Consider the following 25,482-nt stretch of genomic DNA (forward strand, 5'->3'; position numbering starts at 1 on the left):
GATGAGACGGGCGGAGACAGGTGCGACGCTTCAGCCGACCGCGATCCGATCACCGGGCTCGGCGAGACCCATGAGAACGGCCCGGCCGGGCACCGTGATGTTCCGTCCCCAGCGCCCTGGCGTGGAGTGTGTGCCGCATCCGCTTCTGCCTGCCGACGCGAATGGGGACACCTGTCGCCAGGCGGCCCTGCACGGATCCGTCCGCAAGGTCAAACGTCGGGTGTGTCAGAGCCGTCTCGTGGTGAACAAGGTGGTCCCGTGTACCGCGTCCACTTCCTTCCGATCGGTCTCGGTGAACCCGACCTTGGCCAGCACTCTGCGAGAAGCAGTGTTCCAGTCCCAGACGGTGGCCCACAGACGTTCGTACCCAGACGATCGCGCCCATTCCAGAACCGCCAACGAGGCCTCGGTCGCGTATCCCTGACGCCAAATTCGGCGTAGCAGCTCGAATGCCAGTTCCGGTTCCCCTACCGATCCTCGCCCGCTGTCGACCAGCCCGCAATAGCCGATGACGTCACGAGACGACTTCCGTTCGACCGCCAGCAACCCGGTCGACCACACCTTGTTGGTGCGGATCGAATCCTCGAGCTCCGCGACCGTGGGGTGTCCGTCCGCGTCGATTCGGCGGTGCGGCGGCACTCGTGGATCACGTTCGGTCCACAGTTCACGCTGGACGACAGCCTCGTCTACCCGCCAAGGTCTGAGCAGCAGCCGACTCGTCTCGAGTAGAACCTCGCTGCCCGGCGCGCCAACAGTCATGACAGCAACCATCTCACGGGCGAACGAGCCGTCGTGCCACGGGGCATGGCGCCGATCGTAGACGCTCGACATGCGGGACAACCGAGATCCATCCCTGAGCGTCGCCTTGGACCTGTGCACGTTCGGCTGTACCCAGTGGGACACGTTGACCTGTTGCGCCGACATCCCGCTTCGCGGACACGGCAGTGCCGTCATTTCTCCTCGACATCTCCGAGCTCGTTGATCACTAACTGCCTCCGGAAGCCGTCGATAAACGCTGTCCCCAGACATCAACGAAGCCACATAGAGGGACCTTCGAGTGGAGCCGGTGCCCGTAGTCCCAGACGGCGTGGTGTCAGAGGCGGGCGAGGCATGAGCTGAGACGGAACCGCATCTCGCCTGCGGCCCGGCGGATGTCATCGCTCTGCTCAGTGTCCTCGAGCAGCCCGAGGAGCACCATCAGCGCGCGGGCCTAGTCTTCGCTGATGAGCTTCAGCCGTGGCTCGGTCACGCTGTCGAGCAATGTGGCTAGCAGATGGAGTGTTTCGTCCACGGCGGGGACAACGCTAGGCGCAGGCTCGCACGTCACCTTGCGCGACGCGAAGCCGTCCCGCCCGGACCGCTGGCTGGCCTCGCCGTGCTTGATCAGCCACGCTCGGGCAGCCGGCGCGGGCGCGCCGCCTGGTTTCCTTCCGGGTGCGGCTACGGAATTACCGTTCCGAGCGGGCAATTGGGGAGGTAGGGCTTCTTGTCGCATACCGGGGGAAACGGGTCGTTCGGCGGCATGATCGTGTGGGGGCTGTAGTAGGTGAGATTTCTCGTCGAATTCACGTTCGGATTCTGGAAGGACTTGCGCGGAATATTGCCGGAATCGTCGTCTGTGACCATGGTGACCGCCGAGGCGGGGGCGGCGATGGCAGCGGAAGCAGAGGTCGCGAGCATCGCACCGGATGCCAGGGTGGTCAGGACCAGGCCCATCCTGATACCGAGTTTCCAGCCGTGCCTGTGCTCGGAACTTGTCGAATTGCCGAAGTTGTAATTCATGGCAGTGGTCCTTCGTAGTGCCGGCGGAGTGAAGCCCGCCCTGCAGATGTGACGGCGAGATCCGGGCTCGGCCTCGCGGTGTGCCACGCGGACTGGAAATGGGCACATCTCAAGTAGGCCCGAGTGGACGACTCTGGTCATGCCCCGAGAAGACGTGTCTCGACAAAGACGGATGCGTGAGCTATGTGCCGCAGGAAGGCGAGGCAAGGGGTGCTGCCCACCGAATCCCCGGCGGGCCGCCCACGCGATGGAGGACCCGAAGGCGGCCACCGGCGGGCGCCGTGTCGGGGACAACGCTGTACAGGCCGCGGGTCCCACTGAAGTCCCCACCGCTGCGCTCACTCCTCGCCAATAGGGGGCAGCGGGCACCGTCCCCGCACGGAGGCTGGGGACACGGATGCTGAGGGTTATGGTGCGGGCACACTGATCGCAGCTCATCGTCCTCGGCCTCCACGACACCACGGGCCGGCTGCCCGCGGCCGGCCGGACGGACGGCGCGCCTGGGGCAGGTGCGGACCGGGAGATGTTGGTCTGTGCGGGTGGTTCCGGGCGGTGTGGGGCGGGTCGTGGTGGTCATCGCGGGCGGAATGAGTGTGATGGCAGGGCGAGGAGCGCACCTGCCACGTCGGTGTCTTCCTGGCTTCCCTGTGGTGCTGCCGGTCGGGCAGCAGCGGCCGCCGTCACGCGTCGCCGCCGCACAGCCCCGGCCGGCGGCACCCGCCTTCCTGACCGTCGCCGCTGCCAGGGTGCGCAAACCACCGTTTAGTGGTCGGCGGCGTGCGGGGTAGTACGTGGAACCACGGACCGCCTGATCTCGCCCGGGTCGCGACTGCTGGGGTCTGCCTGGTCCGGGAAGTGGACTCGTTCGGTGAGTCACCACCTGGTTGCCGGGGCAGGCGCGCGGTGAGCGGGCACGGATGCGGGTGCCCTTGCGGGGGTCGGACAGGCCCGAGACCGCCCGGTTCCCGCTTCACCGCCCCAGATCAAAGGAGACGCGTCATGTCTCAGGTCAAGGAGTCCATCGAGGTCGAGGTTCCGGTGCGTACGGCGTATGACCAGTGGACGCAGTTCGAGTCGTTCCCGCAGTTCATGGTCGGGGTGGAGCGGATCGAGCAGCGTACGGATACGCTCACGCACTGGGTGACGAAGATCAGCGGTGTGAAGCGGGAGTTCGATGCGGAGATCACGGAGCAGATCCCGGACGCCAAGGTGGCGTGGGTGACCGTCGCAGGCGAGGGCGAGCAGTCCGGCCTGGTGACCTTCCAGCGCATCGATCCCACCCATACGCAGGTCACGTTGATGATGGACTTCGACCCCGAGGGGATGGCGGAGAACATCGGCGACAAGCTCGGCTTCGTCGACCGGCAGGTCAAGGGCGACCTGAAGCGCTTCAAGCACTTCATCGAAGACCGCGGCACCGCCACCGGACAGTGGCGGGGCCAGGTCTGACCCGGCTCCTCGAGCCGACCGGAGGGATGTGTTCCGATTGAGGTGAAGGCTTGGCGGCCGCCGCGCAGTAACCGGCGCGGCGGCCGCGGTCGTGCCGGGCGCCCGGCCCCGGCAGCCGTATGAGCCTTCAGTCGGCCAGGGCGACGAGCCGTTGATACTCCAGCTGGTCTGCCCGCCTGGCGGTGAGGTGGACGTGAGCGTCGGTGGGGAACTCCTTCAGCGCGGTGTACCCGGCCGTGTACGTCTCCTCCTGCCCCCTGGCTTCCGGCGGCATCCAGAAGATCAGCAGGCGCTCGTTCCTTCGCGTGCCCTCCGGGCTGGCGAAGGACAGCTCATGGACGATCAGCCGCGGTTCGTCCGCAGGCAAGGACGCCAGCAGCTCGTCATGGGTCAGGTTGCCCGCAACCTCCGGGACCAGGACACCGGCGACGTCCCCGTAGCGGAGGATCACGGTGTTGATCTCCCGCGTCTCCCTCAGATGCTGCAGGGCAGCAAGGCTGCCTTCCGAAAGACCAACCGGTCTGCTCACAGGGGTCTCACCTCGGTGGTCAGGGCCTGGCAATCAAGGCGGTAAGCGGAGGGTCACAGTGGTCATGCGGAGCGAGAAGACGGCTCCTTCTGCTACCTGGACCCCGAGTGACGACTGGTGCAACGACGAGAGCGCAGGCGCCCCGGAACGCCGGCTGCGCCTGGCCGGCCGGGGACGGGTAGGTCTGGGTCGTTGGTCAGGTGCGGATGTGGCTGTTGGTGCCGTCGTGGCTGTCGGCGTGTTCGTCGTTGAACCAGTAGTCGCCGGCGGCGAGGTAGCGGAAGGAGTGGGTGCTGTGGGCGGGCAGGGTGACGCTGGCGGCGCGGGTGCCGTCGCCGCGGGGCTCGAGGGGGTGGGCGGCGGGGTTCCAGTGGTTGAAGTCTCCGACGACGCTGACCGGCCCGTCAGGGGTGTCTTCGGGGAGGATGAAGGTGACCTGGGTGTGGCCCTTGGTCTGCTTGCGTTCGAGCACTGAACACTCCAGTGGCGAAGAAGACGGGGAACGAGTCCATGCATCCTTGCGCGTACGCGAGCCGGGTTCCGCGGTACACGGCCGTCGGTGGGGCGCAGGTCACCCGCCCGGTCGCGGAGCAGCCTGTTCCCGCAACGTCGTCTGGCACGCCATCGAGCGCGCAGACAGGAGGGCCAGGCCGATCGGGGCGGTAGCGGCGGATGACCGGCTGAGGCGCCGCGAAGGTGGGGGTCGGCCGCGCACGGGGTTGGCGGCCGGCCCCTCTGGGAGGGCCACCGCACGGGCGGGGTGCGCGGCGGGCCATGGTCGACAACGGCCGCGAGTCATCCGGCCGTACGGGGCTGAACTCTAAAGCACGGCTGGTGGGGCTGGTTCTGCCCGGTCGCTACGCACCTGCCGGCGGTCGGCCCGAGGCATCTGAGCCGGAGGACAGGGGTGCGGCGGCGCTGGGGGTGAGGGGGGTGCGTAAGTCGTCTTACGCAGCGCCCGGGTGGTGCCGGGTCGCAAGGGCGCGTCGCCAGCGGACCCGACGACGCACTGACCCGGCTGCTCCTCGAGTACTGGCCCCGCTGCCTGCGCGACGCCAAGGCCGCCGCACTCGACAGCACGCTGATGGAGCGTCAGATCGCCGTGTGCTCAGGGATCTTGGTCCAGGGCGAGACCCAGGGCCACTTCGTCCTCCAGGACCCGCCCCGCCTGCTCGCCGCCAGCTTCGTCGCTATGGAGGACGGCTACCAGATGGAGGTCCTCGCCGGCCGCCGTACCCGTACCGAAGTGATCGCCGCCCTGTACGCCTACGCCCGCGCGGTCACGGGCCATGATCTGTCCGAGCGCGTGACGGGGCCGAAGCATCACCCTCCACCGGCCGCGGACGGCCACCGCCGAGCTGGTCCCCCGTGAGCCTAGCCAGGCCGGGACGGTGTGGGACACGTGCCGTTCTAGATCCCGTCGCGTGCTCGGGCAGCCTTTTCACGAGGTCGTGTGGTCGGTATTGCCGTTTCGGTTGCGGACCTTGGCCAATCCGCGTCCAATATCGTCTTGGACAAGCCGGCTGCCAGCACGGATGCCCACCGGCGAGCTGCACTGGCATCTGTGGCACGCGTGCTCCACAGGGCCGGACCCGCGCGTCTCCTCCCGGCACCGGAACCCACCGCGCGGACGCGCCCCGAAGAGCCGCGCCTGAACCCCGGTAAGAGGGTCCTGGTCTACCTGGGGATCCTCGCGGGCCCTGAAGAGCCCCCAGAAGTCGTCGAAACCTGGCTGCGGGTCCTGACGCAGGTTGCCCTTCTGACCCTCACATGCTTCCAGTACGCGGTCGCTCAGAACGTTGCCGGACGGCCTGACGTCGGTCGCTGGGCCGGCCTCGCCACGGCGACCGTCCTGTGCCTACCACTGCTGTACGGGTCGCTCAGACTCGCCCGGATCCCGAAGCGGGCGGCCAGTATTCTGGCCGTCATGTTCCATGCGGCCTGGTCGGTTCTGGTGCTCCTCGACCGTCTGCCGTGGCCGGCACCTGACTTCGGCACGAAGCAGGGGACTGCGGGGGGTGGCTGCCGAGGCGCCGGGCACGTTTGCCGACTCGGCAAGAGAGGTCAGCGGCGTATGCGCCGGCGTCGGCGCTGATGACGGCCGCAATCCCGATGCGCGGCCTGGCCGCGTAAGTGGCCAGCGCCGCGACTCCCGCACACGCCGCGAGAGCGCGCCCGCAACGTCTTCGGGCTGTCAAGCCGCGAGATTCCGTGCCGTGACTCGCAGGGCCGCCTGGGGCGCAATGGAGTCACGCACCGTTGGCGGTGGAAGGCGATTACAGCGCCCGCCGCACCCCCGGACCAGGAGCCACTCGCATGACCACCAAGACCCGACGCCTCGCCGTGCCCGCAGCCCTGTACCGGTGCATCGTGGTAGGGAGTGCCCATGGAGTAGGCCGGCCGTGGGGCACCGTAACGAGGCGTGTGCGGTGGCTGTGGGCGGGCGCGGTTGTCGGCCTGGGGCTGGCGGCGTTGATCCTCGCCGTTTACACGTTCAACGCGGGGACCGGATCGGGACCCAGCTTCCCGCCTCCATCTGACCCGACGCGTTCGGTAGCTGAAAGTCAGCCGGCGCCAGCGACGGCGACGGCGGCGCCCAAGCGGCAGGGTAAGGCGGATCCGAAGAGCCCAGATGTGTTTTTGCAGCCCGCAGCGGAGCCGGGGCAGGATCCGTTTACGCCTTCTACGTCTGCGGATTCTCAGGCATCTGATGCGGGGGCTGAGTGGGCGAGTACGTCGGTAGCGGCCGTATCTGCCGTGGGCGGGATGATGAGCGGAGTTGCCGCGGTGGCCACTGCCCGGCGTAATAGGTCGTCGGCCCCGGTCCCGGCGGAGTCGGCCGGGTCGGCCGAGTTTCCGCACCAGCCATCGCCTGCCTCGTCGGACACGCCCGCGGCCTCCGGCCTGCCCTCGCGAGCGTCGTGTCAGCGCGAGCCGTACTCGCCGCGACTGCGTCAGCCCGGGCGGCGGCATCGGTCCTTCGACCCGCCTGGGCGCCTGAACTGATGCGTCCCGGTGCGCGAGGCCTGGGATCCGGCTGCCTCCGAGTCCCAGGAACGGTGGCTGCAGTGGCTGTTCTCAGGGTGCGGGTGTGCATGTGACGGTGGTGGTGTCGCACCGGTCGGCGATGGTCGGCTGCTGCTCGCAGAAGACCTGTCGGGGGGAGCTGGCTGTGAGGCGTCCTGTGGGAGGCAGTCAGGTCGAGCATTGTCGCGAGGAATCCGCTCGAGGTCGGCGTCGGCGCGGGTGAGCTGGCTTTCGTGAGCGGGAGTCTTCGGACTGCTGAACTATCGCAACTATGATAGTTGGGGTAGGTTGGGGGGATGGAGCCGAAGACGTACACGACGATCGACCTCCGCAAGCAGATGGGCGAGATCCTCGACCGCACCCGGATCGCGGGTGAGCCAGCTGCGATCACCCGCAAGGGCAAGACCCTGGCCTACCTTGTGCCCGCCGAATGGTTCGAGCAGTACATGGCGCACCGCCCGCCGGCCTCCGGCGCCGACCAGGACGCGGCTTGAAAAGGGCCGGACCGCAGGCAGACCAGGAGTCCCATCGCCATGACAGCGCAGCCCATTCGCTTTGACGGACCCGGCGGCGAGAAGCCCCGCAGGGTGCCGCCGATGCCCGAGCGCACCCCCCAGGCTCTGCGCCTGGCCATCCAGGAACACGCCCCGCATCTACTGCCGGACTTCGAGGCCCACTGGCGCCGCGCGATCGGCGACGCCTTCAACCTCACCCCGGTGCCGGCCTTCATGCGCCTGTGGTGGACGCAGTACGCCATCGCCCGCGACCCCGGCCTGGAAGCACACCTGCGCGACCTCGAAGCCCGCGCCGCGAAGTCCGAGGACCCTGAGGAGTCGGCCCGGCTCCTGGCCGAGTACAGCCGGCTGCGCCGGCAGGCGGCCGCCGTGGAGCCCGGCCGGTGACAGATGAGCTCCCACGCCCGCCCTGGAAGATGGACTGGACGGCAGAGGCGCTCCAGCAATTCGAGAACATGCCCGAGGACGGCAAGCAGCTGTTCCTGGCGGCACGCGCCGAGCTGATCACAGCCTCAGACCCCTACTACCGGGGCATCGACGCCGACGTGTCCCTGCCGCACTGGATCACCGTGCGCCCGCTGGCCTCGACCAGCCCCGGCGGCCCCCATATCGCTGACCTCGCCGGCGGCCGCGGCTGGCTCATCTTCACGTTCATCCGCCGCCACACCGACCCCCAGATCACGGTCACCGACGCGTTCTGGGCCTGACCGGGCGCTAGACGACTGGAACCTGAGACCCGGCGGTTGTTCTTCAGGCTTTCGCGAACGGCCAGGCCTCCCCGGATACGCTGAGAGCGGTCTCCGCAGCCTCAGATCGGAGCCAGGCGGAATAGGATCCAGCGGAGTGGCTGCCCCCCGTCGTTGGATGGGTTGTGTTGGTCCGGTGCGGGGTGGACGGCGACGAAGCTGCGGTGGGTATGGCGGTGGATAAGGCGGAGCGGGCCCGGCTGCTCGACGCTGCGACTGGCTGCGGTGGCACCGACGTGGAGTTCACGCCGGGCCATGTAGGCGGCTTGGTGCTATGCCGGTGTCAGTGATTAGGGCATTGCGGAGGGCCGGTGCCGCCTGGTGGTGGCGCTGGCCCCTCGTGTGTGGGTTGCGTTCCGTGCCTATTAATCCAAGTCTCAGGCACCCGCGGGTTCGGCATTGGGAATGACCACGTCACCGCCGCGTTGCGAAGGGCAGAAGAAGTTCTCGCTGGTGCCTACCAGCCAGGTTGCTTCGTCCCAGGTCCAACCAACGTTCAGCCAGGCCCCCACCTCCTGGCTCTCGGCGACCGTCTCGAGGTGCTTGCAGACATGGTGGCCCCGGTCTGCGATCTGGTTGGCGTCGAGAGTGTTGTACGGGAGGCGATTTCGGTACGCGCTGATGAAGTCCAGGTTCTGTTGGAGGTCGGTGCCGGTCTCCGGGGTCTGGCTGTCACACCCGTAGGTGCCTGGAGATGCACCCGGCGGGCCACAGTGGTCATACGAAACGTCGTCATTCGCGACCGGCCTGGCCAGCGCGTTCACAGAGGACAGCGCCGAGACGCCGAGGGCTATTGCGATAACGACGGCGCTTCGCCTCGACCTGGTTCGTGACACAGGGATCACCTTTCATTGGCATTTGAGTCGCTGGCCGCGAGTGACAGGGGCGCGATGGCTGACTGGTAGATCGCTTCCCGCACCAGCAATTGGACCAGATTAGAGATAAATCTCCCTTTTTTCACGTCTTACGTAGGGGAGCGCGATGTGCTATATGAGCGGGTCGGGGGCGTTCGAAGCGGGCTCGGCCGATGACGGTGGTGCCTTGCCTCGCGGTGTACCGCTGGAGGGCCTCCGCCCCTTGTGGAAGGCTTCCGCGCTCCAGTCGGCCTCGTGCGGCCTTCTCGGCCCGTACGGCCGTCGATGCAGAACGGTCGGGGCCTGCCGCTGCTCTTTGCTCGCGTGGCTGAGTGGGGACACCGGGTGGTCCCGGCTGGCCGGTTGAGTCCGGCCAGTACACCTCGGCCGCGTTCGCCCAGGTCTGCGACTGGCATGGGATCCGCAGGAGTATGGGCAGGGTCGGCTCGAGTTACGACAACGCCCGGGCCGAGAGCATCTGGCAGGGACTGAAACGAGAAACGATGCACGGGAAGCTGTTCTTGACGATGCGACAGGCGAGGCTGGAAATCTTCCAGTGGCTCACCTATGACAACGCGCGCCGACGCGACAGCGCGCTCTGCTACCTCTCCCCGATGGAGTTCAAACAGCAGCCCTACGAGACAGCTGAGCTCTCACTCGCAGCATGAACCCCTGTATCCACACTCCGGGGGTCATCTCAGACGAAGGACCGTCAGTCGAAGCGGACACAGATCGAGACCGGGAGCCTGGGGGACCACGTGTTGGTGCTGGCGTCGTAGCCCTGGGCATAGCCGTTCTTCGCAGGCGGGCAGGAGGCCGAGATGTTCGTCTCGACGTGGAACGTACCCCCGGGGTTGTGTTGTCCGAGGCGCGCGACGACCCACTTGCCGGAGTGCGTGGCACCCGAGTTCAGCTTGACGACCATGTAGACCCGGCCGCCCACCGTAAAGTTCCCGCCACCCAGCGACAGGTGGTTGTTGTAGGGGTAGCTGAACACATACGGCTGCGGCGCCTTCCGCTGGTTCAGCGAGACCGCGGTCGCTCCGGCGGCGTCGGCGGCGGCCGGTGGGGAAGCGGCCAGTGCCGCTGGTGCCAGCACGAGGCCGGCCAAGGCGGCACCGGCCGCTCCGATCGCGATCCGGCGTGAGCAACGGGACGTTGAGGGGGAGGGCATGCGCATGGCTGCTCCTCGGTGGGCTGGGAAGCAGTGGCACCGGCCGGTTCGCGGCAGGCGTAGGCGTGCACGCGGTCCGTGGTGGGGCCCCGGGGCGGACACCCTGGGGGCGATAGGGAAGGGAGATGGTGGCCCGTTAGGTTCTGATGGCGGGGCCTGGGGTCGGTAGCCGTGTGAAGCCCATCGACCATCTCGCTCCGGAAGACGAGTCTACCGAAGGCGCCCTGCCCCCGCATCGCCACCGTGCCCGGCGCCGGGGCCGCCGGGCACGGTGGCGCCCGGCGCGGTCGTCGAATCCCGTGCCTGCCGCACACAGGCCGCGCGGCGCCCCGGGCGGCCGCGACGGGGCGGAGCTTATCGCGGTGGCCCTGGTAGTACGCCCAACTGCTGTAGCACGCCCGCAACGTTGGTCACTGCCCAGTACTCCACGATCTGCCCGTCGCGGACGCGATGGATCACGATGCCCTCGGTCTCGATTTCCTTGTTGGTCGGAGGGATTCCGAGCAATTCTCCCGTCTGTACGCCGCGGCCCATGATGTGGCTGACGACGAAGTCCCCCTCCGCGACCTGCATCTTGATCTCGTGACGGGACTCCGGAGCTGCGAGGCGAAAGAGCTCCGCCCCGTGCTTGATTCCCTCACGGTCCAGGCTGACCCCGGGATGCACAGCATTGTGGGCAACGAAATCGTTCGCGATGTAATGATCGAGGATCGCCCAGTCGCCGGTCCGGTTCTCGTCGATCGCCTCGATGTATCGCCGGATGAGATCCTTGTTCTGGTCGGTTGACATCGACACCTCTTCCCTGGGTGACTATCAGCGGCGCATAGGTATACCAGCGCGGGGCTGACCCGAAACGAACCCGTCGCCAGCCCTTCCCGAACCCATCCGATTCCGTCGAGCAGCTCGTCGATTCGGCACCCAGCCGGTGCTGCCGATGATGTCCGGGGTGCCCGAACGCCGCAGCCACGACTGCGTGCGTGCGGGCACCACGACTCGTTCGCCGCACTGGACACGGCGACCGGCAAGGTCATCGGCTCACTTCACTGCCGCCACCGTGCGGTGGAGTTCAAAAAGTTCCTCGCCATGCTCGACCGTGAGGTACCGGCCGGCCTCGAGATGACCGCCGACGAGATCCTGGACAGAGTCGCCGCATGCTGCCGACGAATCTCCGACTCAGGACACTAGTGTGATGCGTCAGAAATGGCGGCTCTAAGTAGCTGTCAGGTATTGGTGGTTGGCGGGCTGATTTTGGTGAGGTAGTCGGCGAGGGAGTGGAGGATCTCGTCGGCGGTCTTGGTCCAGGCGAAGGGCTTGGGGTCTTGGTTCCACTGCTCGATCCAGGCTTGGATGTCGTTCTCCAGTGCCTTGACGGAGGTGTGGACGCCACGGCGTAGGAGCTTGTCGGTCAGCAGGCCAAACCACCGCTCGACCTGGTTCATCCAGGAGGAGCCTGTGGGGGTGAAGTGGATGTGGAAACGCGGGTGTTTGCCGAGCCACGTCCTGATCTCGGGGGTGTTGTGGGTGGCGTAGTTGTCGCACACCAGGTGCACGTCGAGGCCGGTGGGCACGGCCTTGTCGATCCGGATCAGGAACCTCTTGAACTCGATGGCGCGGTGGCGGCGGTGGAGCTCGGATATGACGGTGCCATCAGCGATGTTGAAGGCGGCGAACAGGCTGGTGATGCCGTGCCGCAGGTAGTCGTGAGTGCGTCGCTCGGGCATGCCCGGCATCATCGGCAGCACCGGCTGGGAGCGGTCCAGCGCCTGGATTTGGGACTTCTCGTCCACGCACAGGACCACCGCCTTCTCGGGCGGGTTGTGGTACAGGCCGACGACATCGACGACCTTCGCGATGAACTGCGGGTCGGTGGAGAGCTTGAAGGAGTCCTGGAGGTGCGGCTTGAGGTCGAACTTCTTCCAGATCCGGCCGATGGTGGATTTCGACAGGCCGGAGTGCTGGGCCATCGAGGCTCGCGACCAGTGCGTGTCCCTGCCCGGGGTGGATTCCAAAGTAGCGGTGAGTACGTCCTCGACCCTGTCGAGCAGGATTGAGGGCGGCCGGCCGGGACGCGGCTCGTCCGTCAGCCCGTCCAGCCGCAGCCGGACGAACCTGGAACGCCAACGGTTCACCGTGTTGTGCGCGATACCGAGTTCGGCAGCGATCTCCTTGTTCGTCCCGCCTTCCGCGCACCGCAGCACGATCCTCGCCCGCAGCGCAAGGAACTGCGCTGTCTTCGCCCGCCGCGTCCAGCGCGTCAGCTCCGCCCGCTCGGCATCGGACAGCACCAGCTCCGGCTTGCGCCGGCCCGGCCGCGGCTCATCCATCAGCCCCGCCATCCGCCGGGCCGCGAACCGCGAGCGCCACTTGCGTACCGTCTCCGCGGACACCCCGGAGCCTGTCGCCACAGAGGTATTCGACTTCCCCTCCGCACAGGCCAGGACGATGCGGGCTCGCTCCGCGGCACGAGCCGACACCTCGCCGTCCGCCCAACGCAGTAACTCAGCACGTTCCTCAGCGGACAGTACGACTTCGACAGCACGAGGACCTCGACGCGACATAAGATCAGGCTACAGACTTAGAGCCGCCATTTCTGACGCATCACACTAGGGGAGGCCGGGCCAGTTGCCAGCGATCGGCTTCGGGTAGCCCTCGTCAACCTTGTCGGCCGCGATGTCATACCGCATGTACTCGGAGCCGCGGAAGAAGTACGCCTTGCCGTTGTTCCACACGACGCCGCCGTCGAGGTCCGAGTCCCACAGGCCAGGCCAGTTGTCGGCGATCGGCTTCGGGTAGCCGGCGTCGACCCTGTCCGCCGCGATGTCGTAACGGACGTACTCGGAGCCGCGGAAGAAGTACGCCTTGCCGTTGTTCCACATCACGGCTGCGTCGATGTGGTCCGGGAACAGCCCCTTCCAGTGGGTGGCGATCTTCTTCGGGTAGCCCTCGTCGACTTTGTCGGCCGCCATGTCGAAGCGGACGTACTCGGTGCCACGGAAGAAGTACGCCTTGCCGTTGTTCCACACCACACCGGCGTCGACGCGGGAGGGGAACAGACCCGTCCAGTTGCCGGCGATTCGCATCGGGTAGCCGGGGTCGACCTTGTCCTTGGTGACGTCGTAGCGGTAGTAGTTTCCGCCGTCGAACAGGTACGCCTTGTCGTTGTTCCAGAGCACTGGTGCGGTGACCATTTGTCGAACACCTCCTGAGTGTTGTGGTCGAGTTTCGGGCTTGCGCCGACAACGTTCCATACCCGTCGAGCGTGGGCAGGGGCCGCCCGGAGCGTGATCGTTCCTGCAATGGACATGACCACCCGCACGGCCCAGTAGTCTGCCCGGGTCGCCACGCCTCGCCCTCGAGGACGCCGGGTCCGACCGGGGGCAGGAGTCCGTCGGGCTTCGTCGGCGGCGAGGATGCGGTAAGTGGCGTTGCCCGTCGGGCGGCCATGGGCAGGCCCGGCCTGTGTCGATCTCCTCTACTTGCGCCGCGCGGCCTCCGTCTCGTCATTGCCGGGACCTGCTCGGTGAAGACCAGCTCGTCCAGCCCGGCGCTCGTGACGCCGACCGGCCACCTCGTGATTGGGCAGACCTTCCCCCCCCGCTGGGCAGGGGCAGCTCAAGACCCTGATACGGGACGCCCGGCGCGCGACGGCATGGAGAATGCCCTCAGCAAGCCATCTGCAACGCTCTTCAGGCTGGCCAGTTGACCCGCCCGCTCTTGATTTGCACTGCATCCGGAGCCTCGGCTTCGTAGAACCTGAGGGTCCTGCGGACTCGCACTGGTGGATCCACCCCCACCTCCATAGCAACGAGGGGAACGTCGACCGCCGGGCGCGGATCAAGAGCGAGGTGCTGGTCCTGGGGGAGAGGCAGACGCCGACCACCCGCCCCAACGGGCGCTCCGCGGACTGGCTGCGACGGGACGCGGCCGGTAGCGATGTGCTGGCGGGGCTCGTGGGCGGTGCAAGGCTTTCGGGTTGCCCGGCCGGCTTCGTAGTCCAGCAGTCACGTCCCGGTGAACACAGGTACAGATGACCCCCGCGAGCGCGTAGACCTCGGCGGCGGCCAGGGGGACGTCAACGGGCTTGTCCCCGGTGACGATGGCGGCCGCGAGATCGGGGGAGAGCAGGAACGTTCTGCCGCCGTTGAACTCGGTGCCTTGGTCCCAGCACGGGAGCCAGGCGAGGACTTGTTGGCGCGTGCGGAGCAGTTTGTGCGCAGTTCGCCGCTGTTTGTCTGTCGTTAGGGCCAGATGGGGATGGCCGGAATGGTGCAATTATCTCGACAGTGGTCCTCTCGGGCCGCGGGGCAGGGGGCAGAGGGTGGGATCGTTAGAGGCCCTGAGGCCGGAGGACCCCCGGACGGTGGGGCGCTACCGGATCGTGGCACGGCTGGGCGCCGGGGGCATGGGCCAGGTGTACTTGGCGCGTTCGCCCGGCGGGCGCCCGGTCGCGGTGAAGGTGGTGCGCCCAGAGCTGGCCACAGACCGTGACTTCCGGCGCCGTTTCGCCCGCGAGGTGACCGCGGCGCGGCGGGTCAACGGGGCCTTCACCGCAGGTGTCGTCGACGCTGACCCGGACGGCTCGCCGGCCTGGCTGGCCACCGTCTACGTACCCGGTCTCTCCCTGGGCGAGGCAATCAGCGCTCATGGCCCTTGGCCGGCCCAGTCCGTAGTCGCCCTGGGGGCCGGCCTGGTCGAGGGCCTGGAGGCGATTCATGCCGCCGGGGTCATCCACCGGGACCTCAAGCCCACCAACGTGCTCCTCGCCGCCGACGGCCCGAGAGTAATCGACTTCGGCATCTCCGTGGCCAGCGAGGCCAGCGCGCTGACCAGCACCGGCACCGTGATCGGAACTCCCGGCTTCATGTCGCCGGAACAACTCACCGGCCGATCGGTCGGACCTGCCAGCGACGTCTTTTCCCTCGGCGCCCTCTTGGCATACACCGCCATCGGTGTCGGCCCGTTCGGTACCGGCACCCCACATGCACTGCACTTCCGCGCCGTGTACGAACATCCTGACTTGGACCGCCTCCCGGCCGAACTGCGCCCCGTGGTAACCGCCTGTCTGGCCAAACAACCCGACCATCGCCCCACCGTGGCCGATCTTCTCCACCGGCTGACGACCGCAGACGGCGGAGACGGCCGTGCGGAGACCGCCGTCACGCTGCCGCTCCCCGAACACTGCTGGCTGCCCGACCGGATCGCCCGGCTCGTCGAGGAACGCACTTCCAGCTCCCTGCTGCAGACCCCGGCTCCGACACTGCCGAAGAAGCCCCTCACACCGCCTGCCGGCGACCAGCCGGCGACCGACGCCCTGCCACCCGCACCGCCGAAGGCATCCCATGCCCACCAACTGCCGGTCGTCCAGACCGCCCCGGCGTCGGCATCCGAAGTGCACCGCGCGCCCGCACCAGCTGGGGAAGAGCCCGAAGGGGTCCCGCCAGGGTCCTCGCATTCTCCGGACCGCAGTGCGTCCGACGCGGCAGAACAGCTGGTCGGACCGGTTCACCTCGTGCGCAACGGTCCACTTGCCGGCCCACTCGATGCCTCGGAACCGGTGCGCGGGCCTGAGCCGCCATCGGGCCGTCGCCGATGGCTGGCGCTCGCGTTTGGGCTCGCCCTTGCGGCCGCGGCGATTCCGGTGACTGCGAGCCTTTGGAGTGGCGCCGATTCCGACAGCGGCGACGACAGGACCCCCGGGATCGCACGCACGAGCTCTCCGGACTCCTCACCGAGCGGGGTCGAGACCCCGAAGGCCGGACCCGCGAATGTCGTCAAGCTGCCCGAGCCGTGCAAGACGATCTCGCGGGCGACGATCGAGCGGCTGGTGCCCAACGTGAGCAAGAAGGACGGAACCGTCATCGAGGAAACCGATACGACCGTCTGCTTCTGGAACGGTCTGGAGGACGATCCCGTCCAGGGTTCCCAGTACCGCTGGCTCGACGTGTCCCTTTGGCGGTACGACTCGGACTCCGCTCTGGGCAGCGGCAAGAAGCAGGCCCAAGAGGCGTACGCAGAGTTGGTCGCCAACGCCCAGGGGGGCGAAGGCGCAGGAAACGTCAGAACCGAATCGGTGTCCGACGTCGGAGACCAGGCGACGGTCGTCAGCAGCGACTTGACCAGGGACGGCGACCTGTACCGGGACGCGGAGCTCGTGGTACGTACGGGCAACGCCGTGGTCCGGCTCAACTACAACGGCACGGGTTTCGTGGGCGCGGCCCCACCCGCCTCCGCGACGATAGTGCAGGGCGCAAGGACGGCCGCGAAGGAGGCCCTGGCATCCGTCGCCAATGCCAACAAGTACTGACTTCGGCTCGTCAGGGTGACGGCTGGGTATCGAGGGCGAGGCCGGTGCCGGCTATGAAGCCGTCGAGGGTGTCGGGCTGGCACTGGAGACGTTTCAGCCGGTTACGGACAGGGTTTCGAGTCGGTCCAGGGCCATGACGGCGAGGTTGGCCAAGCTGTGTTCGATGTGTGCCCAGACGTCCTCGACCGGATTCAGGTCGGGCGAGTAGGCGGGCAGCAGGAAGACCGTCGGCCACTCCCGCTCGGCGACACCCAGGCGACCAGCTCGTCCGCATCTGCGGTGTTCGGGAAGGACACCTCCTCCCCAGTGAAGGGCGGGGCGTGGAGTACCGTAGGAGGTCGTGCGCGGACCCGTCCGGAGCTCTTCCGCGCTGCGGTGGCGACGAGGCTCTTCCCGGATCCGGACGTGCAGCCGGCTCCAGACTCCAGCCCACGACGAGATCAAGAACCGGCGGTGGCCTGGCGCCTCGGAGAGGGGTGTGTTGAGGCTGGGTACCTGCGTTTCCAGCAGGGTTTCCACGATGCGGGTGTCGCGGGCGCGGAGGGCTTCGAGGAGGCGGTCGAGGTCGCTGTAGCCGCGGGAGGTGAGTATGTCGTCCGGCGTCTCCCCGGCCGCGAGGAGGGCGGGAACGACCAAGGAGGCGTGAGTAGTTCCGCTACGTCGTCGAGCAGACGTTCGCCCTGCTCCCCAAATTCAAACGACTCGCTGTCCGCTGGGAACGCCGCACCACACTCATGATCGTGTTACAAGCTCTACACCGATCATGACGCGTTATAAGCCCTATAGGCCCAAGATGCGCCCTAGAAGGGTTGGGGCGAAACTCGAGAAGGACAGGTAGCGAGAACCGACCAGTACCCTCTCGAGGTGAGGTCGAAGTATGCGTTACGCCTGATTCGCGTCGTGATGTGGGGACACGTGGCCTTTCAAGCCAGTGCGGCATCCCATTCATAATGTCTCATTGAGCGCGAAGATACTGTGAGCGGAGTGTGAAAGGCATGGCCAGTATCCGCAAGCGCCTTCCTGCTGTCGTCGCTGCGTCAGTGGCGGCAATTACAGTCGTTGGAAGCATAATGCTACCAACCGCCGCCGTCGCAGTCCCGAATGTGCTCTCGCAGTCGGACACGTGCAAGTCGGGGTATGTGTGGCGTGAAGCTGCTGGCTCTGGGGATCACGTCTGCGTCACGCCTGGCGTCCGTGCCCAGGCAAAGGACGATAACGCCCATGCGGCGGATCGGCGGGTCAGCGCCAGCGATCCCACGTGTGAGTCCGGGTATGTGTGGCGCGAGGCGACTGCCAGCGACCTCGTCTGCGTCACCCCCGGCACCCGTGCCCAGGCAAAGGACGACAACGCCCACGCCACCAGCCGCGTACAGCAGTCGGACACGTGCAAGTCGGGGTATGTGTGGCGTGAAGCTGCTGGCTCTGGGGATCACGTCTGCGTCACGCCTGGCGTCCGTGCCCAGGCAAAGGACGATAACGCCCATGCGGCGGATCGGCGGGTCAGCGCCAGCGATCCCACGTGTGAGTCCGGGTATGTGTGGCGCGAGGCGACTGCCAGCGACCTCGTCTGCGTCACCCCCGGCACCCGTGCCCAGGCAAAGGACGACAACGCCCACGCCACCAGCCGCGTACAGAACTGAATAGGGACTCCAACTCCCGTATAGCGCCGCAGTCCTGGCGTGACAGCCGGACTCCGGTCCTGGCCCGGAGCCGTGGTGAAGGCGGCGTTGCACCTGCGTGATCCGGTCGCCGCCGGCTGAGATCAGCTGGGCGGATTGTAGGTCTTTGGGGTCTGTTCCGGCGCGGGCGCGGCGGTGGTGGAGGTGCTGGTCCAGCTGGCGAGTATGCCGAGTGCTTCGGCGGAGGGGGAGGCGGGTTCGGGGGTGTAGATAGCGAGGCTCTGTTCGGGGTCGTCTTCGGCGGCGAGGACGACGTAATCGAGGGTGAGGTCGCCGACGAGCGGGTGGTGCAGGCGCTTGGTGCCCGTGGCGTGTGCGCGGACGTCGTGGTCGGCCCAGAGCCGGCGGAAAGTGTCGCTGTGCAGCGACAGCTCACCGATCAGCTCGGTGAGCTGCGGGTGGTCGGCGTGGCGTCCGGCGTACAGGCGCAGGCTGGCCACCGTGTCCCGGGCCACCCGTTCCCAGTCGGTGTAGAGGCTGAGGGCAGCCTGGTCGAGGAAGACGAAGCGCGCGAAGTTCCGGTCGCGGTGCGGGCGGGCGGCGAAGTCCGCGAACAGGGCGTACCCAAGCGGGTTGGCGGCCAGGACGTCCAGGCGTCGGCCCTGGACCACGGCGGGGACGCTGAGTGCGTCCAGGGCCCGGTAGAGGGCGGGGCGGACTCGTTGCGGGGCGAGGGGTCCTTTGCGGCGGGTCCGGGCAGCGGTGGTGGGCTGGGCGAGGTCGAAGAGGTGGGCGCGTTCGGTGTCGTCCAGGTGCAGGGCGCGGGCGATCGCGTCCAGGACGGCTTCGGAGACGCCTTGGGTGCGGCCTCGTTCAAGGCGGATGTAGTAGTCGACGCTGACTCCGGCGAGCTGGGCGACTTCCTCGCGGCGCAGGCCCGGAACGCGGCGGGGCCCGGCGTGGGGGGCTAGGCCGGCCTGTTCGGGGGTGATCCGGGCCCGGCGGGGTGCGCAGGAACTCGCGGATCTGGCTGGTGCGGTCCATGCATCCACCGTACGGCGCGTGGACCTGCCGGGCAGCGAAAGGGGTACTGCTGGACCCCTGGACGAACGAGCCCCTGTACGGGCCTCCGCGGCGGGTCGGCGGGTGGTTGCCTGGATAGCGGGCCTGCTGCACCGCACACCGCACCACCAGGAAGAGGGAGTATCTGATGAAGCACGTATCGCTGGGCGGGCTGGACGTCTCGCGCATCGGCCTGGGCGCCATGACCATGGCCGGCATCTACACCACCGGCGGAGGGCTCGACGACAGCGAGTCGATCCGCACCATCCACCGAGCCTTGGACCTCGGCGTCACGCACATCGACACTGCCGAGATCTATGGCCCCTTCCACAGCGAAGAAGTCGTCGGCAAGGCCATCAAGGGCCGCCGCGACCAGGTCGTCGTGGCCACCAAGTTCGGGCTGGTCTCCCACTCCGGCGACAGCCCGGCCCCGGGCGTCACCGACAGCACCGCCGCCAACGTGAAGGCCGCCGTCGAGGGCTCCCTGAAGCGTCTTGGCACCGACCACATCGACCTGTACTACCAGCACCGCGTCGACCCGAACACGCCCATCGAGGAGACCGTCGGCGCACTGGCCGAGCTCGTCACCGAGGGCAAGATCTGCCACATCGGGCTCTCCGAGGCCAGCCCCGCAACGATCCGCCGCGCCCACGCCGTGCACCCGGTCGCGGCCCTGCAGACCGAGTACTCGCTGTGGACCCGCGACGTCGAGGACGAGATCCTCCCGCTGTTGCGCGAACTCGGCATCGGCTTCGTCCCCTACTCGCCGCTCGGGCACGGTCTGCTGACCGGGCAGATCCGCTCCGTTGACGACTTCCCCGACGATGACTGGCGCAAGACCAACCCGCGGTTCACCGGCGAGAACTTCCAGCGCAACCTGGCGATCGTCGACGAGGTGCAGGCGATCGGCGCCGAGATCGGCGCTACGCCGGCGCAGACCGCGCTGGCGTGGATCCTCACCCGCGGCGACGACATCGCCCCCATCCCCGGAACCCGGCGGGTCGCCCGCGTCGAGGAGAACACCGCCGCAGACGGCATCGAGCTCACCCCGGCCCAGCTGGAGCGGCTGGACAACCTCACCCCCGCCGCGGGCGAGCGCCACGACGAGGCGAACATGGCCGCCATCGACCGCTGACCCCGCCGAACACGGCCACGGAGTACATCCCCGGCACCGCCGGTTCCTGCGGGAAGTCCTACAGGATTCGGCGAACCCGTCGGTTTCAGGTCGTCGGCGACAGCATGATCGACGCTGCCATCTGCGACGGTGACATCGTCACCGTCCGGCGCCAGGACACCGCCGACCATGGCGCTCATGCCTCACAACACGGCGTACGCCGCCTCTCTGGGGTTCGAGCCGTTGCCGCGTTAGACATCTCACGTTGATGCAGCTCAGCGCCGCTGTCCGGAACTCTATCCACTGCAACATGTGTGGCGCCATCGCCGGATTGGGTGAACAGCCCCGACAGGGATGGGGAGTTGATACCGTTGATGCGATCAAGATGCGACTCGGCTGCAGTTCGCCACTCAGCGAACCAGAGGCATCCCATCAGGCGGGGACGGTCCCAACTTCGGGCAGCCTCGCTATGGAGCTCGCTGGTCAAGGTGGCCGTCACAGTGCGGCGCCGAGCGTTCACTACCGACTGCGTGAGGTGGATGGTGGAAGGCTCCGAGGATGCGGCAGTGAAGTGGAATATTAGCGGGTCTCAGAATTTCATCGCTGGGTCTCAGCAGAACTTCACGCAGAACAACTCGGCAACCGCAGGAATCGCAACAAAAGAGATCGTCGAGTTTATCGAGGCTCTGCGAAATAACTCTGCGGCCCTGGGTCTTCCTGAAGGGCAGTGCGATGATCTCCTCGGAAACGCTGCCGAGCTTGAGAGTGTGATTTTGGCGGAGCCTCAAGATGTTGGCAGGATGCGGGCGCTTGCTCAAAGGATCCGAAGTTTCCTAGAGGCTTCTCCGGACGGGCTTGCCCAGCAGATGCTCTTGGGGGCATCCAGTCAGGCGCTTGGCGCCCTTCTGGCGGGCTGAGAGACGCCATGGCCCAATCGCCACATCTCTCGCTGGGTGAGATCAAGTTTCTGCAGAACATCTGGAACGCGACCCATGGAAGGAAGGAACTCGGGGGATTCTGCGGGTCGGAAGAAGCTGGAACGGGCAGGGAGTGCAGCTCGGTTCTTGCTGGGTCGATCGATACATGCCATGGTCCTACTCCCTGGACAATCTTCTGCGCCTTAAATTCATTTCAGTTTTCCCAGTCCCGCTCGCTAATCCCCAGATTGATGACCGCCATGTTCTCCTCACTCCTGAGGGGCGCCGTCACATTGAGAGCCTCCTGCCTTCACTTCCTCCACTCACTTGGGAAGACTATTCGAGCGCTGATGAAGACGAAGACGACAACGAAGCGCCGGATGTGCTGGATTCGAGTAGTCCGGTGAATGTCTTCAATATTTATAACTCGCATGGCTTCGTCGCCGGATCTCAGAGCCACTTTCAGCAGCACAACTCCGAATAGTGGCGGCAGGAAGGAGAGGGCCCGCCTTTGGCGGGCCCTCGTCCGTTCATAAGCCGGCCGGAACGCCAGCAAGTACCAGCACGACGACGGGATCCCACTTGACCCTGATGCCCGGATCATGCGTGCCGGGACGGACCTGGACGGTCCGCCTCACCGGCCACCTCGACCACACCGTGTCCGTCACCTGCAGCACCGCCGCGTGCAAGATGCCGCCCCGCTCGAAGGACACCGCGAGCATGCGCCGATTCGCCGCCGAGCACATCAAAGCCCACGGACGACTCGCCGGCCTCCGCCCCAACGCCACCTGCAGCTGCGGCAGCGCGCAGTGCACCCTCCACGAGACCCGTGTCCAGTGCGCCGGCTCCGCACTGCTGGTCCTCGTCCACAACCCGGCCGTCGGCCAGGTCTGGACCCTGGCAGAGGTGTGCCAGGCCTGCGCACGGCACATCCCGCACATCGCCGTCCTGGCCACGGGCAAGCCCGCCCTCCCCAACCCCACAGCTCCTGTCCCGGAGCAGCCGGCGCAACGCGCCGCGGTGCCGGGAGGATTCTCCTCACCGGAAGCCGCTCCTGATCCCTCACCGGGACGGCGTCGCCCCCACCATCCTCGCCGCTCTCGCGGCTGAGACCGGCGAGGCGATGGCGTCCATGAGGAACACGAAGGCGTTCAGGGAAGCGGGCGCCGGGTCCCGGAGCCGTACGGGTTCGGCACGCCGGTGGCGCGCAGTAGCTTTGCGACCAGGGTCCTGCCGATCCGAGACCCCTCTCTTCAGCCGCGACTGAACCGGCCGGGAGACGGTCAGGGGCTGCGTCGTTCCGCTTCGGTGACGCGGAAGCGGTAGGACTCGGTGCCGGTCTGGATGAGGGTGCAGCGGAAGGTGATCCGGTCGGCGATGGCCGCGCAGAGGCGGGGGTCACCGAAGGTCTTGTCCCATTCGGCGAACAGGGAATTCGTGGCCACGGCAGTCGCCTTGCATTCCTCGCGTTCGGTGAAAATCTGGAACAGCAGCTTGGCGCCCTTCTTGTCCAGGTTCAGGTATCCGAACTCGTCCAGGCAGAGCAGGTCAACCTTGCTGTAGCGAGCGATCACCGACGACAGGCGGCGGCCCGCCTCCGCCTCGGCGAGCTCGTTCACCAGCGCGGATGTGCTGGTGTAGCGGGCGGACAGGCCGGCCTCAGCGATTGCCGTACCGACCCCGATCAGCAGGTGGGACTTCCCAGTGCCCGAGTCGCCGATCAGGACGAGGGGGCGACCCTGCTGGACCCAGGACGGCGACTTGAGATCGGCGACGACCTCGGGGCTGACGTTGGGGTTCTTCTCGTAGTCGAAGTCCTCCAGCCGCTTCGGGCGTGGAAAGCGGGCTGCGCGTACGAGCCTCTGCTGGCGGCGGACGTCCCGGTCGGCGATCTCGACCTGGAGCAGGTCCAGGAGGAACTGCTTGTAGGTGGCCTGCTCGCGGCGGGCCGCAGCGGACAGTTCCACGAACCGCTCCTGGAAGGCCGGCAGCCGCAGGTCCCGGTACGTGCCGGGTCCGGCCTGCTCGGCGAGGTCGGCCGGGTCCGGCACGTACGGGAGACATTCGGCGGCGAGGACCAGCTCCCGGCCGCCGACCAGCCTCGGGACCAGGCGCCCGACGCTGCCGTGGTTGCCCGGCACCAGCTCCTGCACGCGGTAGGCGACGGGCGGCCCGGCCTCCGCCCATTCGACCGCGTAAACCATGGCCCGGCGTCCTGCCACGGCCCGCAGCTCCGTGGGACGGCCCGGTGCCGACGCCTGGACAGCTGCCTGGGCAGGATGAGTACGAAGACCTGCCGACCCTGAGTACGCCCGCGCAAGCGAACCGGTGCCGGAGCCGATTGGCTGTGCCCATGCACGAGACGACTCCCTTCCTGACCACCGACCGCGCCGCCGCGACCCCTGTCACCGACGTGGTGTTGCGGTGGGTCACGACCTTGGCGGTGGCCCTGATTCCGATGGCGTTTCTCTTCGGGGCTTTTGCCGGGATGGCCGCGGAGGTTCATCCTCGAACCGTGGCGGTCGTCACGGTCTGCTGGTTTGGGTCCTGGACGGCTACTCCACTGCTCGTGGTGGCCTTCTGGCTGTGCCGGCGCCACCCCACCCTGGCCAGGGCAGGCCGCTGGGCGGGGTGGGTCGCGCCGGTCCCGCCGACGGTCACGATCCTGCTGGCCCTTGGCCTGTAAACGGCGGCCTTGCAGCGGGCGCGTATTGCCGCCCGCCGGTTCGTCAGCGAAGACCGGCCGTCTCATGGGCGTTGCCCTTTGCTCACGTCGCCAACTGAACCGCTCACCCGCCAAGTGAAGTGCTCAGTCGCACGAGTGCCGTGGCCGATCGGCAACGGAGCATCCCTCGGGGGTCACCGGGCTGCGGCGATTGGTGTTGTGCACCGGCGCGGGCAGCGTGCGGGCGGTAAGGGACCTCAGCGATGCGGATGCGCCTGCTCCAGATGCCGTCGATGCCCCTGAACCCGACCGGGCCAAGTGCTCGGCGACCTGGCGAGACGAGTCCGGGCAGCGTGCGCGGCGCTGCGCCACTTCCGCCCTACCGAGCCCATCGCCCATTCGAGGGCATGGCGCTGTGCGGGGTCGCTGGTGTTGATGCCACCGTGGACCCAGACGCGTGGACGGCCTCGACTTCACCCTGCTGGACTGAGTACCTGAACCTGCTGGGCGGGGGAGCCGTCGCCTGGGCCAGCGCCGGACCACGACCGCCAGCCACTGACCGGCGGATGCGGTGGCTGTGGGTCACCCCGCGCCGTTGCCGTTCAGAAGCACGTCCAGAATGCGGCCAGAACGAGCAGCACAGCGGTGAGGCCGATGAGGACGATGGCGGCACGTACGCACCGCTGAATGACGGGTTGGCTTTGTACACGTCGAAGAGGAGCGTTTCGACAGCAGTTCGGGAGTCACCCTGGCCGTCGGCGCCGAGCCGTTGTTCATGACGACGGGTTCTGGCACACATTCCGTGAACGATCTTGGCTCGGGCTCCACCAGCCTCTCGTCACATCGAATCCGCGCAGCTCACATGGTACGTACCTCCTGCTGGCGGAGGGTCAGCAAGATTCTTTACGGAATGTGTGCCAGAACCTGACGACGGGAGGCACCGCCCACCGCTGGAAAGTCGTACCGACGGCCCGGGCGTCCCCCGAGGCTGGGTCCGGCCTTCGGGGAGCATCGGTACAGCGCTGCTCCGGGACAACGGCTGCCTCGGCGGTGGGCGGGTCTTCTGGGCCGCCGACCTGTGACCCGCACGCCGTCGGACGAGGCATCTGGGCGACACGGCAGCTTCGGACATTTATCCCCGTATCCGGTACGGCCGCATGCTAGAGATAGGGGGCAAATAGTCCCAAAATAGGAGGTACGCGACGATGCACACAACTCTTCTCCGTGTGACGGCCGCGCTGGGTGCCGCGGCAGTGCTGGCTATCTGCGGCGCCGGCGCGGCCAGCGCCGACGGCGTGGGCAACGCAGGCATCGGCAACGCAGGCGCTTTCAACGACGGAATCGGCAACGCCGGCATCGCCAACTGGGGTCTGGGCAACGCGGGCATCGGCAACACGGGCATCGGCAGCCACGGCATCGGCAATTCAGGCATCGGCAGCTCCGGCATCGGCAACTGAGACGGGCTCACGGCCCCCGCACCACCGGGTCGCACGACGCGCCCGGCTGACGCCGGGCCGGTCCACCCGGGCTGCCCGCTCCACCAGCGGCCGGCCCGGGTGTGTGGCGTCGAGCAGCTGGCCCGCGAGGATGGCGAACCGCGCGAGCAGAATCGGCTTCACCTCGTTGCACGAGAACCTGGATGCCGTCACCCCCGGCGGCCGGCCTGGCCGCCGCCCGCGAGCGCGGCCGGATCGGCGGCCGCCCGAGGGCCGCCACCAAGGAAGT

The 25,482-nt window shown here is 67.5% G+C and carries 25 protein-coding genes and 3 pseudogenes; 16 read left to right on the forward strand and 12 right to left on the reverse strand.

Annotated elements, in window-relative coordinates; translation table 11 throughout:
- Positions 1-225: 225 nt before the first annotated feature.
- Together OHT74_RS39590 and OHT74_RS39595 are read right to left on the reverse strand one after the other, a co-directional pair.
- Positions 226-831, reverse strand: coding sequence for a GNAT family N-acetyltransferase (locus OHT74_RS39590; protein WP_328623057.1), 606 nt, complete (start codon positions 829-831; stop codon positions 226-228).
- 609 nt (positions 832-1,440) lie between these two features.
- Complete coding sequence (locus OHT74_RS39595; RefSeq protein WP_328623058.1) at positions 1,441-1,782, reverse strand: hypothetical protein; 342 nt, start codon at positions 1,780-1,782, stop codon at positions 1,441-1,443.
- A 999-nt stretch (positions 1,783-2,781) separates the two neighbouring features.
- Between OHT74_RS39595 and OHT74_RS39600 the strand changes: the two genes are divergently transcribed.
- A complete protein-coding gene (locus tag OHT74_RS39600) occupies positions 2,782-3,231 on the forward strand; it encodes an SRPBCC family protein (RefSeq protein ID WP_328623059.1) in 450 nt (149 codons plus the stop codon).
- 127 nt (positions 3,232-3,358) lie between these two features.
- Here OHT74_RS39600 and OHT74_RS39605 read toward each other — a convergent pair whose 3' ends face one another.
- A complete protein-coding gene (locus OHT74_RS39605) occupies positions 3,359-3,760 on the reverse strand; it encodes a cofilin family protein (RefSeq protein ID WP_266674738.1) in 402 nt (133 codons plus the stop codon).
- Between the two features lie 196 nt (positions 3,761-3,956).
- Complete coding sequence (locus tag OHT74_RS39610; RefSeq protein WP_328623060.1) at positions 3,957-4,232, reverse strand: isoamylase early set domain-containing protein; 276 nt, start codon at positions 4,230-4,232, stop codon at positions 3,957-3,959.
- Positions 4,233-4,844: 612 nt separating this feature from the next.
- Between OHT74_RS39610 and OHT74_RS39615 the strand changes: the two genes are divergently transcribed.
- The 4 genes from OHT74_RS39615 (at position 4,845) to OHT74_RS39630 (ending at position 8,009) form a co-directional block, all read left to right on the forward strand.
- Complete coding sequence (locus OHT74_RS39615) at positions 4,845-5,132, forward strand: hypothetical protein (protein WP_328623061.1); 288 nt, start codon at positions 4,845-4,847, stop codon at positions 5,130-5,132.
- 1,951 nt (positions 5,133-7,083) lie between these two features.
- Positions 7,084-7,281 carry a type II toxin-antitoxin system prevent-host-death family antitoxin gene (locus OHT74_RS39620; protein WP_266659371.1) on the forward strand — a complete coding sequence of 66 codons (198 nt, stop codon included), beginning with the start codon at positions 7,084-7,086 and terminating at the stop codon, positions 7,279-7,281.
- Positions 7,282-7,320: 39 nt separating this feature from the next.
- Positions 7,321-7,689 carry a DUF6247 family protein gene (locus tag OHT74_RS39625; RefSeq protein ID WP_328623062.1) on the forward strand — a complete coding sequence of 123 codons (369 nt, stop codon included), beginning with the start codon at positions 7,321-7,323 and terminating at the stop codon, positions 7,687-7,689.
- Entirely contained in the window at positions 7,686-8,009 is a 324-nt protein-coding gene (locus OHT74_RS39630) for a hypothetical protein (protein WP_328623063.1), read from the forward strand. The genes OHT74_RS39625 and OHT74_RS39630 overlap by 4 nt, the downstream gene beginning before the upstream one ends.
- A 416-nt stretch (positions 8,010-8,425) precedes the next feature.
- Here OHT74_RS39630 and OHT74_RS39635 read toward each other — a convergent pair whose 3' ends face one another.
- Positions 8,426-8,812, reverse strand: coding sequence for a hypothetical protein (locus OHT74_RS39635; RefSeq protein ID WP_328623064.1), 387 nt, complete (start codon positions 8,810-8,812; stop codon positions 8,426-8,428).
- 422 nt (positions 8,813-9,234) lie between these two features.
- On the opposite strand from OHT74_RS39635, the gene OHT74_RS39640 reads away from it, so the two are divergent.
- Positions 9,235-9,570, forward strand: a complete 336-nt coding sequence (locus tag OHT74_RS39640) for an integrase core domain-containing protein (protein ID WP_328623065.1) — start codon at positions 9,235-9,237, stop codon at positions 9,568-9,570.
- 44 nt (positions 9,571-9,614) lie between these two features.
- Here the strand turns inward: OHT74_RS39640 and OHT74_RS39645 are convergent, their stop codons facing one another.
- Together OHT74_RS39645 and OHT74_RS39650 are read right to left on the reverse strand one after the other, a co-directional pair.
- Complete coding sequence (locus OHT74_RS39645; protein WP_328623066.1) at positions 9,615-10,076, reverse strand: hypothetical protein; 462 nt, start codon at positions 10,074-10,076, stop codon at positions 9,615-9,617.
- A gap of 354 nt (positions 10,077-10,430) precedes the next feature.
- Positions 10,431-10,865 carry an ester cyclase gene (locus OHT74_RS39650; protein ID WP_328623067.1) on the reverse strand — a complete coding sequence of 145 codons (435 nt, stop codon included), beginning with the start codon at positions 10,863-10,865 and terminating at the stop codon, positions 10,431-10,433.
- A gap of 130 nt (positions 10,866-10,995) precedes the next feature.
- Here OHT74_RS39650 and OHT74_RS39655 point away from each other — a divergent pair.
- A pseudogene (locus OHT74_RS39655) lies at positions 10,996-11,189 on the forward strand (IS630 family transposase); the annotation flags it as partial.
- A 107-nt stretch (positions 11,190-11,296) separates the two neighbouring features.
- On the opposite strand, the gene OHT74_RS39660 reads toward OHT74_RS39655, so the two are convergent.
- On the reverse strand, positions 11,297-12,634 hold the full coding sequence (locus OHT74_RS39660) for an IS630 family transposase (protein WP_328623056.1): 1,338 nt from the start codon (positions 12,632-12,634) through the stop codon (positions 11,297-11,299).
- Positions 12,635-12,679: 45 nt separating this feature from the next.
- Positions 12,680-13,264 (reverse strand): hemopexin repeat-containing protein, encoded by a 585-nt coding sequence (locus OHT74_RS39665; RefSeq protein WP_328623068.1) that lies wholly within the window; start codon positions 13,262-13,264, stop codon positions 12,680-12,682.
- Positions 13,265-13,843: 579 nt separating this feature from the next.
- Here OHT74_RS39665 and OHT74_RS39670 point away from each other — a divergent pair.
- Positions 13,844-14,020, forward strand: a pseudogene (locus OHT74_RS39670) (spore photoproduct lyase family protein); the annotation flags it as partial.
- A gap of 251 nt (positions 14,021-14,271) precedes the next feature.
- Positions 14,272-16,380, forward strand: a complete 2,109-nt coding sequence (locus OHT74_RS39675; RefSeq protein ID WP_328623069.1) for a serine/threonine protein kinase — start codon at positions 14,272-14,274, stop codon at positions 16,378-16,380.
- 10 nt (positions 16,381-16,390) lie between these two features.
- On the opposite strand, the pseudogene OHT74_RS39680 reads toward OHT74_RS39675, so the two are convergent.
- Both OHT74_RS39680 and OHT74_RS39685 read right to left on the reverse strand, forming a co-directional pair.
- A pseudogene (locus OHT74_RS39680) lies at positions 16,391-16,629 on the reverse strand (transposase); the annotation flags it as partial.
- Positions 16,630-18,142: 1,513 nt separating this feature from the next.
- The gene (locus OHT74_RS39685) at positions 18,143-19,051 is read right to left on the reverse strand and encodes a helix-turn-helix transcriptional regulator (protein ID WP_328623070.1); all 909 of its coding nucleotides are present in this window, start codon (positions 19,049-19,051) and stop codon (positions 18,143-18,145) included.
- A 158-nt stretch (positions 19,052-19,209) separates the two neighbouring features.
- Here OHT74_RS39685 and OHT74_RS39690 point away from each other — a divergent pair, with 158 nt between their 5' ends.
- The 5 genes from OHT74_RS39690 to OHT74_RS39710 all read left to right on the forward strand — a co-directional run bounded on the left by OHT74_RS39690 (position 19,210) and on the right by OHT74_RS39710 (position 22,202).
- Positions 19,210-20,196 carry an aldo/keto reductase gene (locus OHT74_RS39690; RefSeq protein WP_328623071.1) on the forward strand — a complete coding sequence of 329 codons (987 nt, stop codon included), beginning with the start codon at positions 19,210-19,212 and terminating at the stop codon, positions 20,194-20,196.
- A gap of 65 nt (positions 20,197-20,261) precedes the next feature.
- Positions 20,262-20,444: a LexA family protein gene (locus OHT74_RS39695; protein WP_328623485.1), complete on the forward strand. Its 183-nt coding sequence runs from the start codon at positions 20,262-20,264 to the stop codon at positions 20,442-20,444.
- 297 nt (positions 20,445-20,741) lie between these two features.
- A complete protein-coding gene (locus OHT74_RS39700) occupies positions 20,742-21,092 on the forward strand; it encodes a hypothetical protein (RefSeq protein ID WP_328623072.1) in 351 nt (116 codons plus the stop codon).
- A 166-nt stretch (positions 21,093-21,258) separates the two neighbouring features.
- Positions 21,259-21,576, forward strand: coding sequence for a hypothetical protein (locus OHT74_RS39705; protein ID WP_328623073.1), 318 nt, complete (start codon positions 21,259-21,261; stop codon positions 21,574-21,576).
- 122 nt (positions 21,577-21,698) lie between these two features.
- Positions 21,699-22,202 (forward strand): hypothetical protein, encoded by a 504-nt coding sequence (locus OHT74_RS39710; RefSeq protein ID WP_328623074.1) that lies wholly within the window; start codon positions 21,699-21,701, stop codon positions 22,200-22,202.
- A gap of 173 nt (positions 22,203-22,375) precedes the next feature.
- On the opposite strand, the gene istB is transcribed toward OHT74_RS39710, so the two are convergent.
- Positions 22,376-23,296, reverse strand: a complete 921-nt coding sequence (gene istB / locus OHT74_RS39715; protein ID WP_328623075.1) for an IS21-like element helper ATPase IstB — start codon at positions 23,294-23,296, stop codon at positions 22,376-22,378.
- Between the two features lie 149 nt (positions 23,297-23,445).
- On the opposite strand from istB, the gene OHT74_RS39720 reads away from it, so the two are divergent.
- Together OHT74_RS39720 and OHT74_RS39725 are read left to right on the forward strand one after the other, a co-directional pair.
- On the forward strand, positions 23,446-23,778 hold the full coding sequence (locus tag OHT74_RS39720) for a hypothetical protein (RefSeq protein WP_328623076.1): 333 nt from the start codon (positions 23,446-23,448) through the stop codon (positions 23,776-23,778).
- Between the two features lie 1,205 nt (positions 23,779-24,983).
- On the forward strand, positions 24,984-25,214 hold the full coding sequence (locus tag OHT74_RS39725) for a hypothetical protein (protein ID WP_328623077.1): 231 nt from the start codon (positions 24,984-24,986) through the stop codon (positions 25,212-25,214).
- Positions 25,215-25,482 lie beyond the last annotated feature (268 nt).

This window comes from Streptomyces sp. NBC_00354, assembly GCF_036106915.1.
GTDB lineage: Bacteria > Actinomycetota > Actinomycetes > Streptomycetales > Streptomycetaceae > Streptomyces.

Excerpts from the sequence above, each read along its gene's own strand:
- OHT74_RS39590 (WP_328623057.1), bottom strand. The coding sequence starts at position 831 with ATGTCGAGCGTCTACGATCGGCGCCATGCCCCGTGGCACGACGGCTCG.
- OHT74_RS39595 (WP_328623058.1), bottom strand. The coding sequence starts at position 1,782 with ATGAATTACAACTTCGGCAATTCGACAAGTTCCGAGCACAGGCACGGC.
- OHT74_RS39600 (WP_328623059.1), top strand. The coding sequence starts at position 2,782 with ATGTCTCAGGTCAAGGAGTCCATCGAGGTCGAGGTTCCGGTGCGTACG.
- OHT74_RS39615 (WP_328623061.1), top strand. The coding sequence starts at position 4,845 with ATGGAGCGTCAGATCGCCGTGTGCTCAGGGATCTTGGTCCAGGGCGAG.
- OHT74_RS39620 (WP_266659371.1), top strand. The coding sequence starts at position 7,084 with ATGGAGCCGAAGACGTACACGACGATCGACCTCCGCAAGCAGATGGGC.
- OHT74_RS39625 (WP_328623062.1), top strand. The coding sequence starts at position 7,321 with ATGACAGCGCAGCCCATTCGCTTTGACGGACCCGGCGGCGAGAAGCCC.
- OHT74_RS39645 (WP_328623066.1), bottom strand. The coding sequence starts at position 10,076 with ATGCCCTCCCCCTCAACGTCCCGTTGCTCACGCCGGATCGCGATCGGA.
- OHT74_RS39650 (WP_328623067.1), bottom strand. The coding sequence starts at position 10,865 with ATGTCAACCGACCAGAACAAGGATCTCATCCGGCGATACATCGAGGCG.
- OHT74_RS39660 (WP_328623056.1), bottom strand. The coding sequence starts at position 12,634 with ATGTCGCGTCGAGGTCCTCGTGCTGTCGAAGTCGTACTGTCCGCTGAG.
- OHT74_RS39665 (WP_328623068.1), bottom strand. The coding sequence starts at position 13,264 with ATGGTCACCGCACCAGTGCTCTGGAACAACGACAAGGCGTACCTGTTC.
- OHT74_RS39690 (WP_328623071.1), top strand. The coding sequence starts at position 19,210 with ATGAAGCACGTATCGCTGGGCGGGCTGGACGTCTCGCGCATCGGCCTG.
- OHT74_RS39705 (WP_328623073.1), top strand. The coding sequence starts at position 21,259 with ATGCCATGGTCCTACTCCCTGGACAATCTTCTGCGCCTTAAATTCATT.
- istB (WP_328623075.1), bottom strand. The coding sequence starts at position 23,296 with ATGGTTTACGCGGTCGAATGGGCGGAGGCCGGGCCGCCCGTCGCCTAC.
- OHT74_RS39720 (WP_328623076.1), top strand. The coding sequence starts at position 23,446 with ATGCACGAGACGACTCCCTTCCTGACCACCGACCGCGCCGCCGCGACC.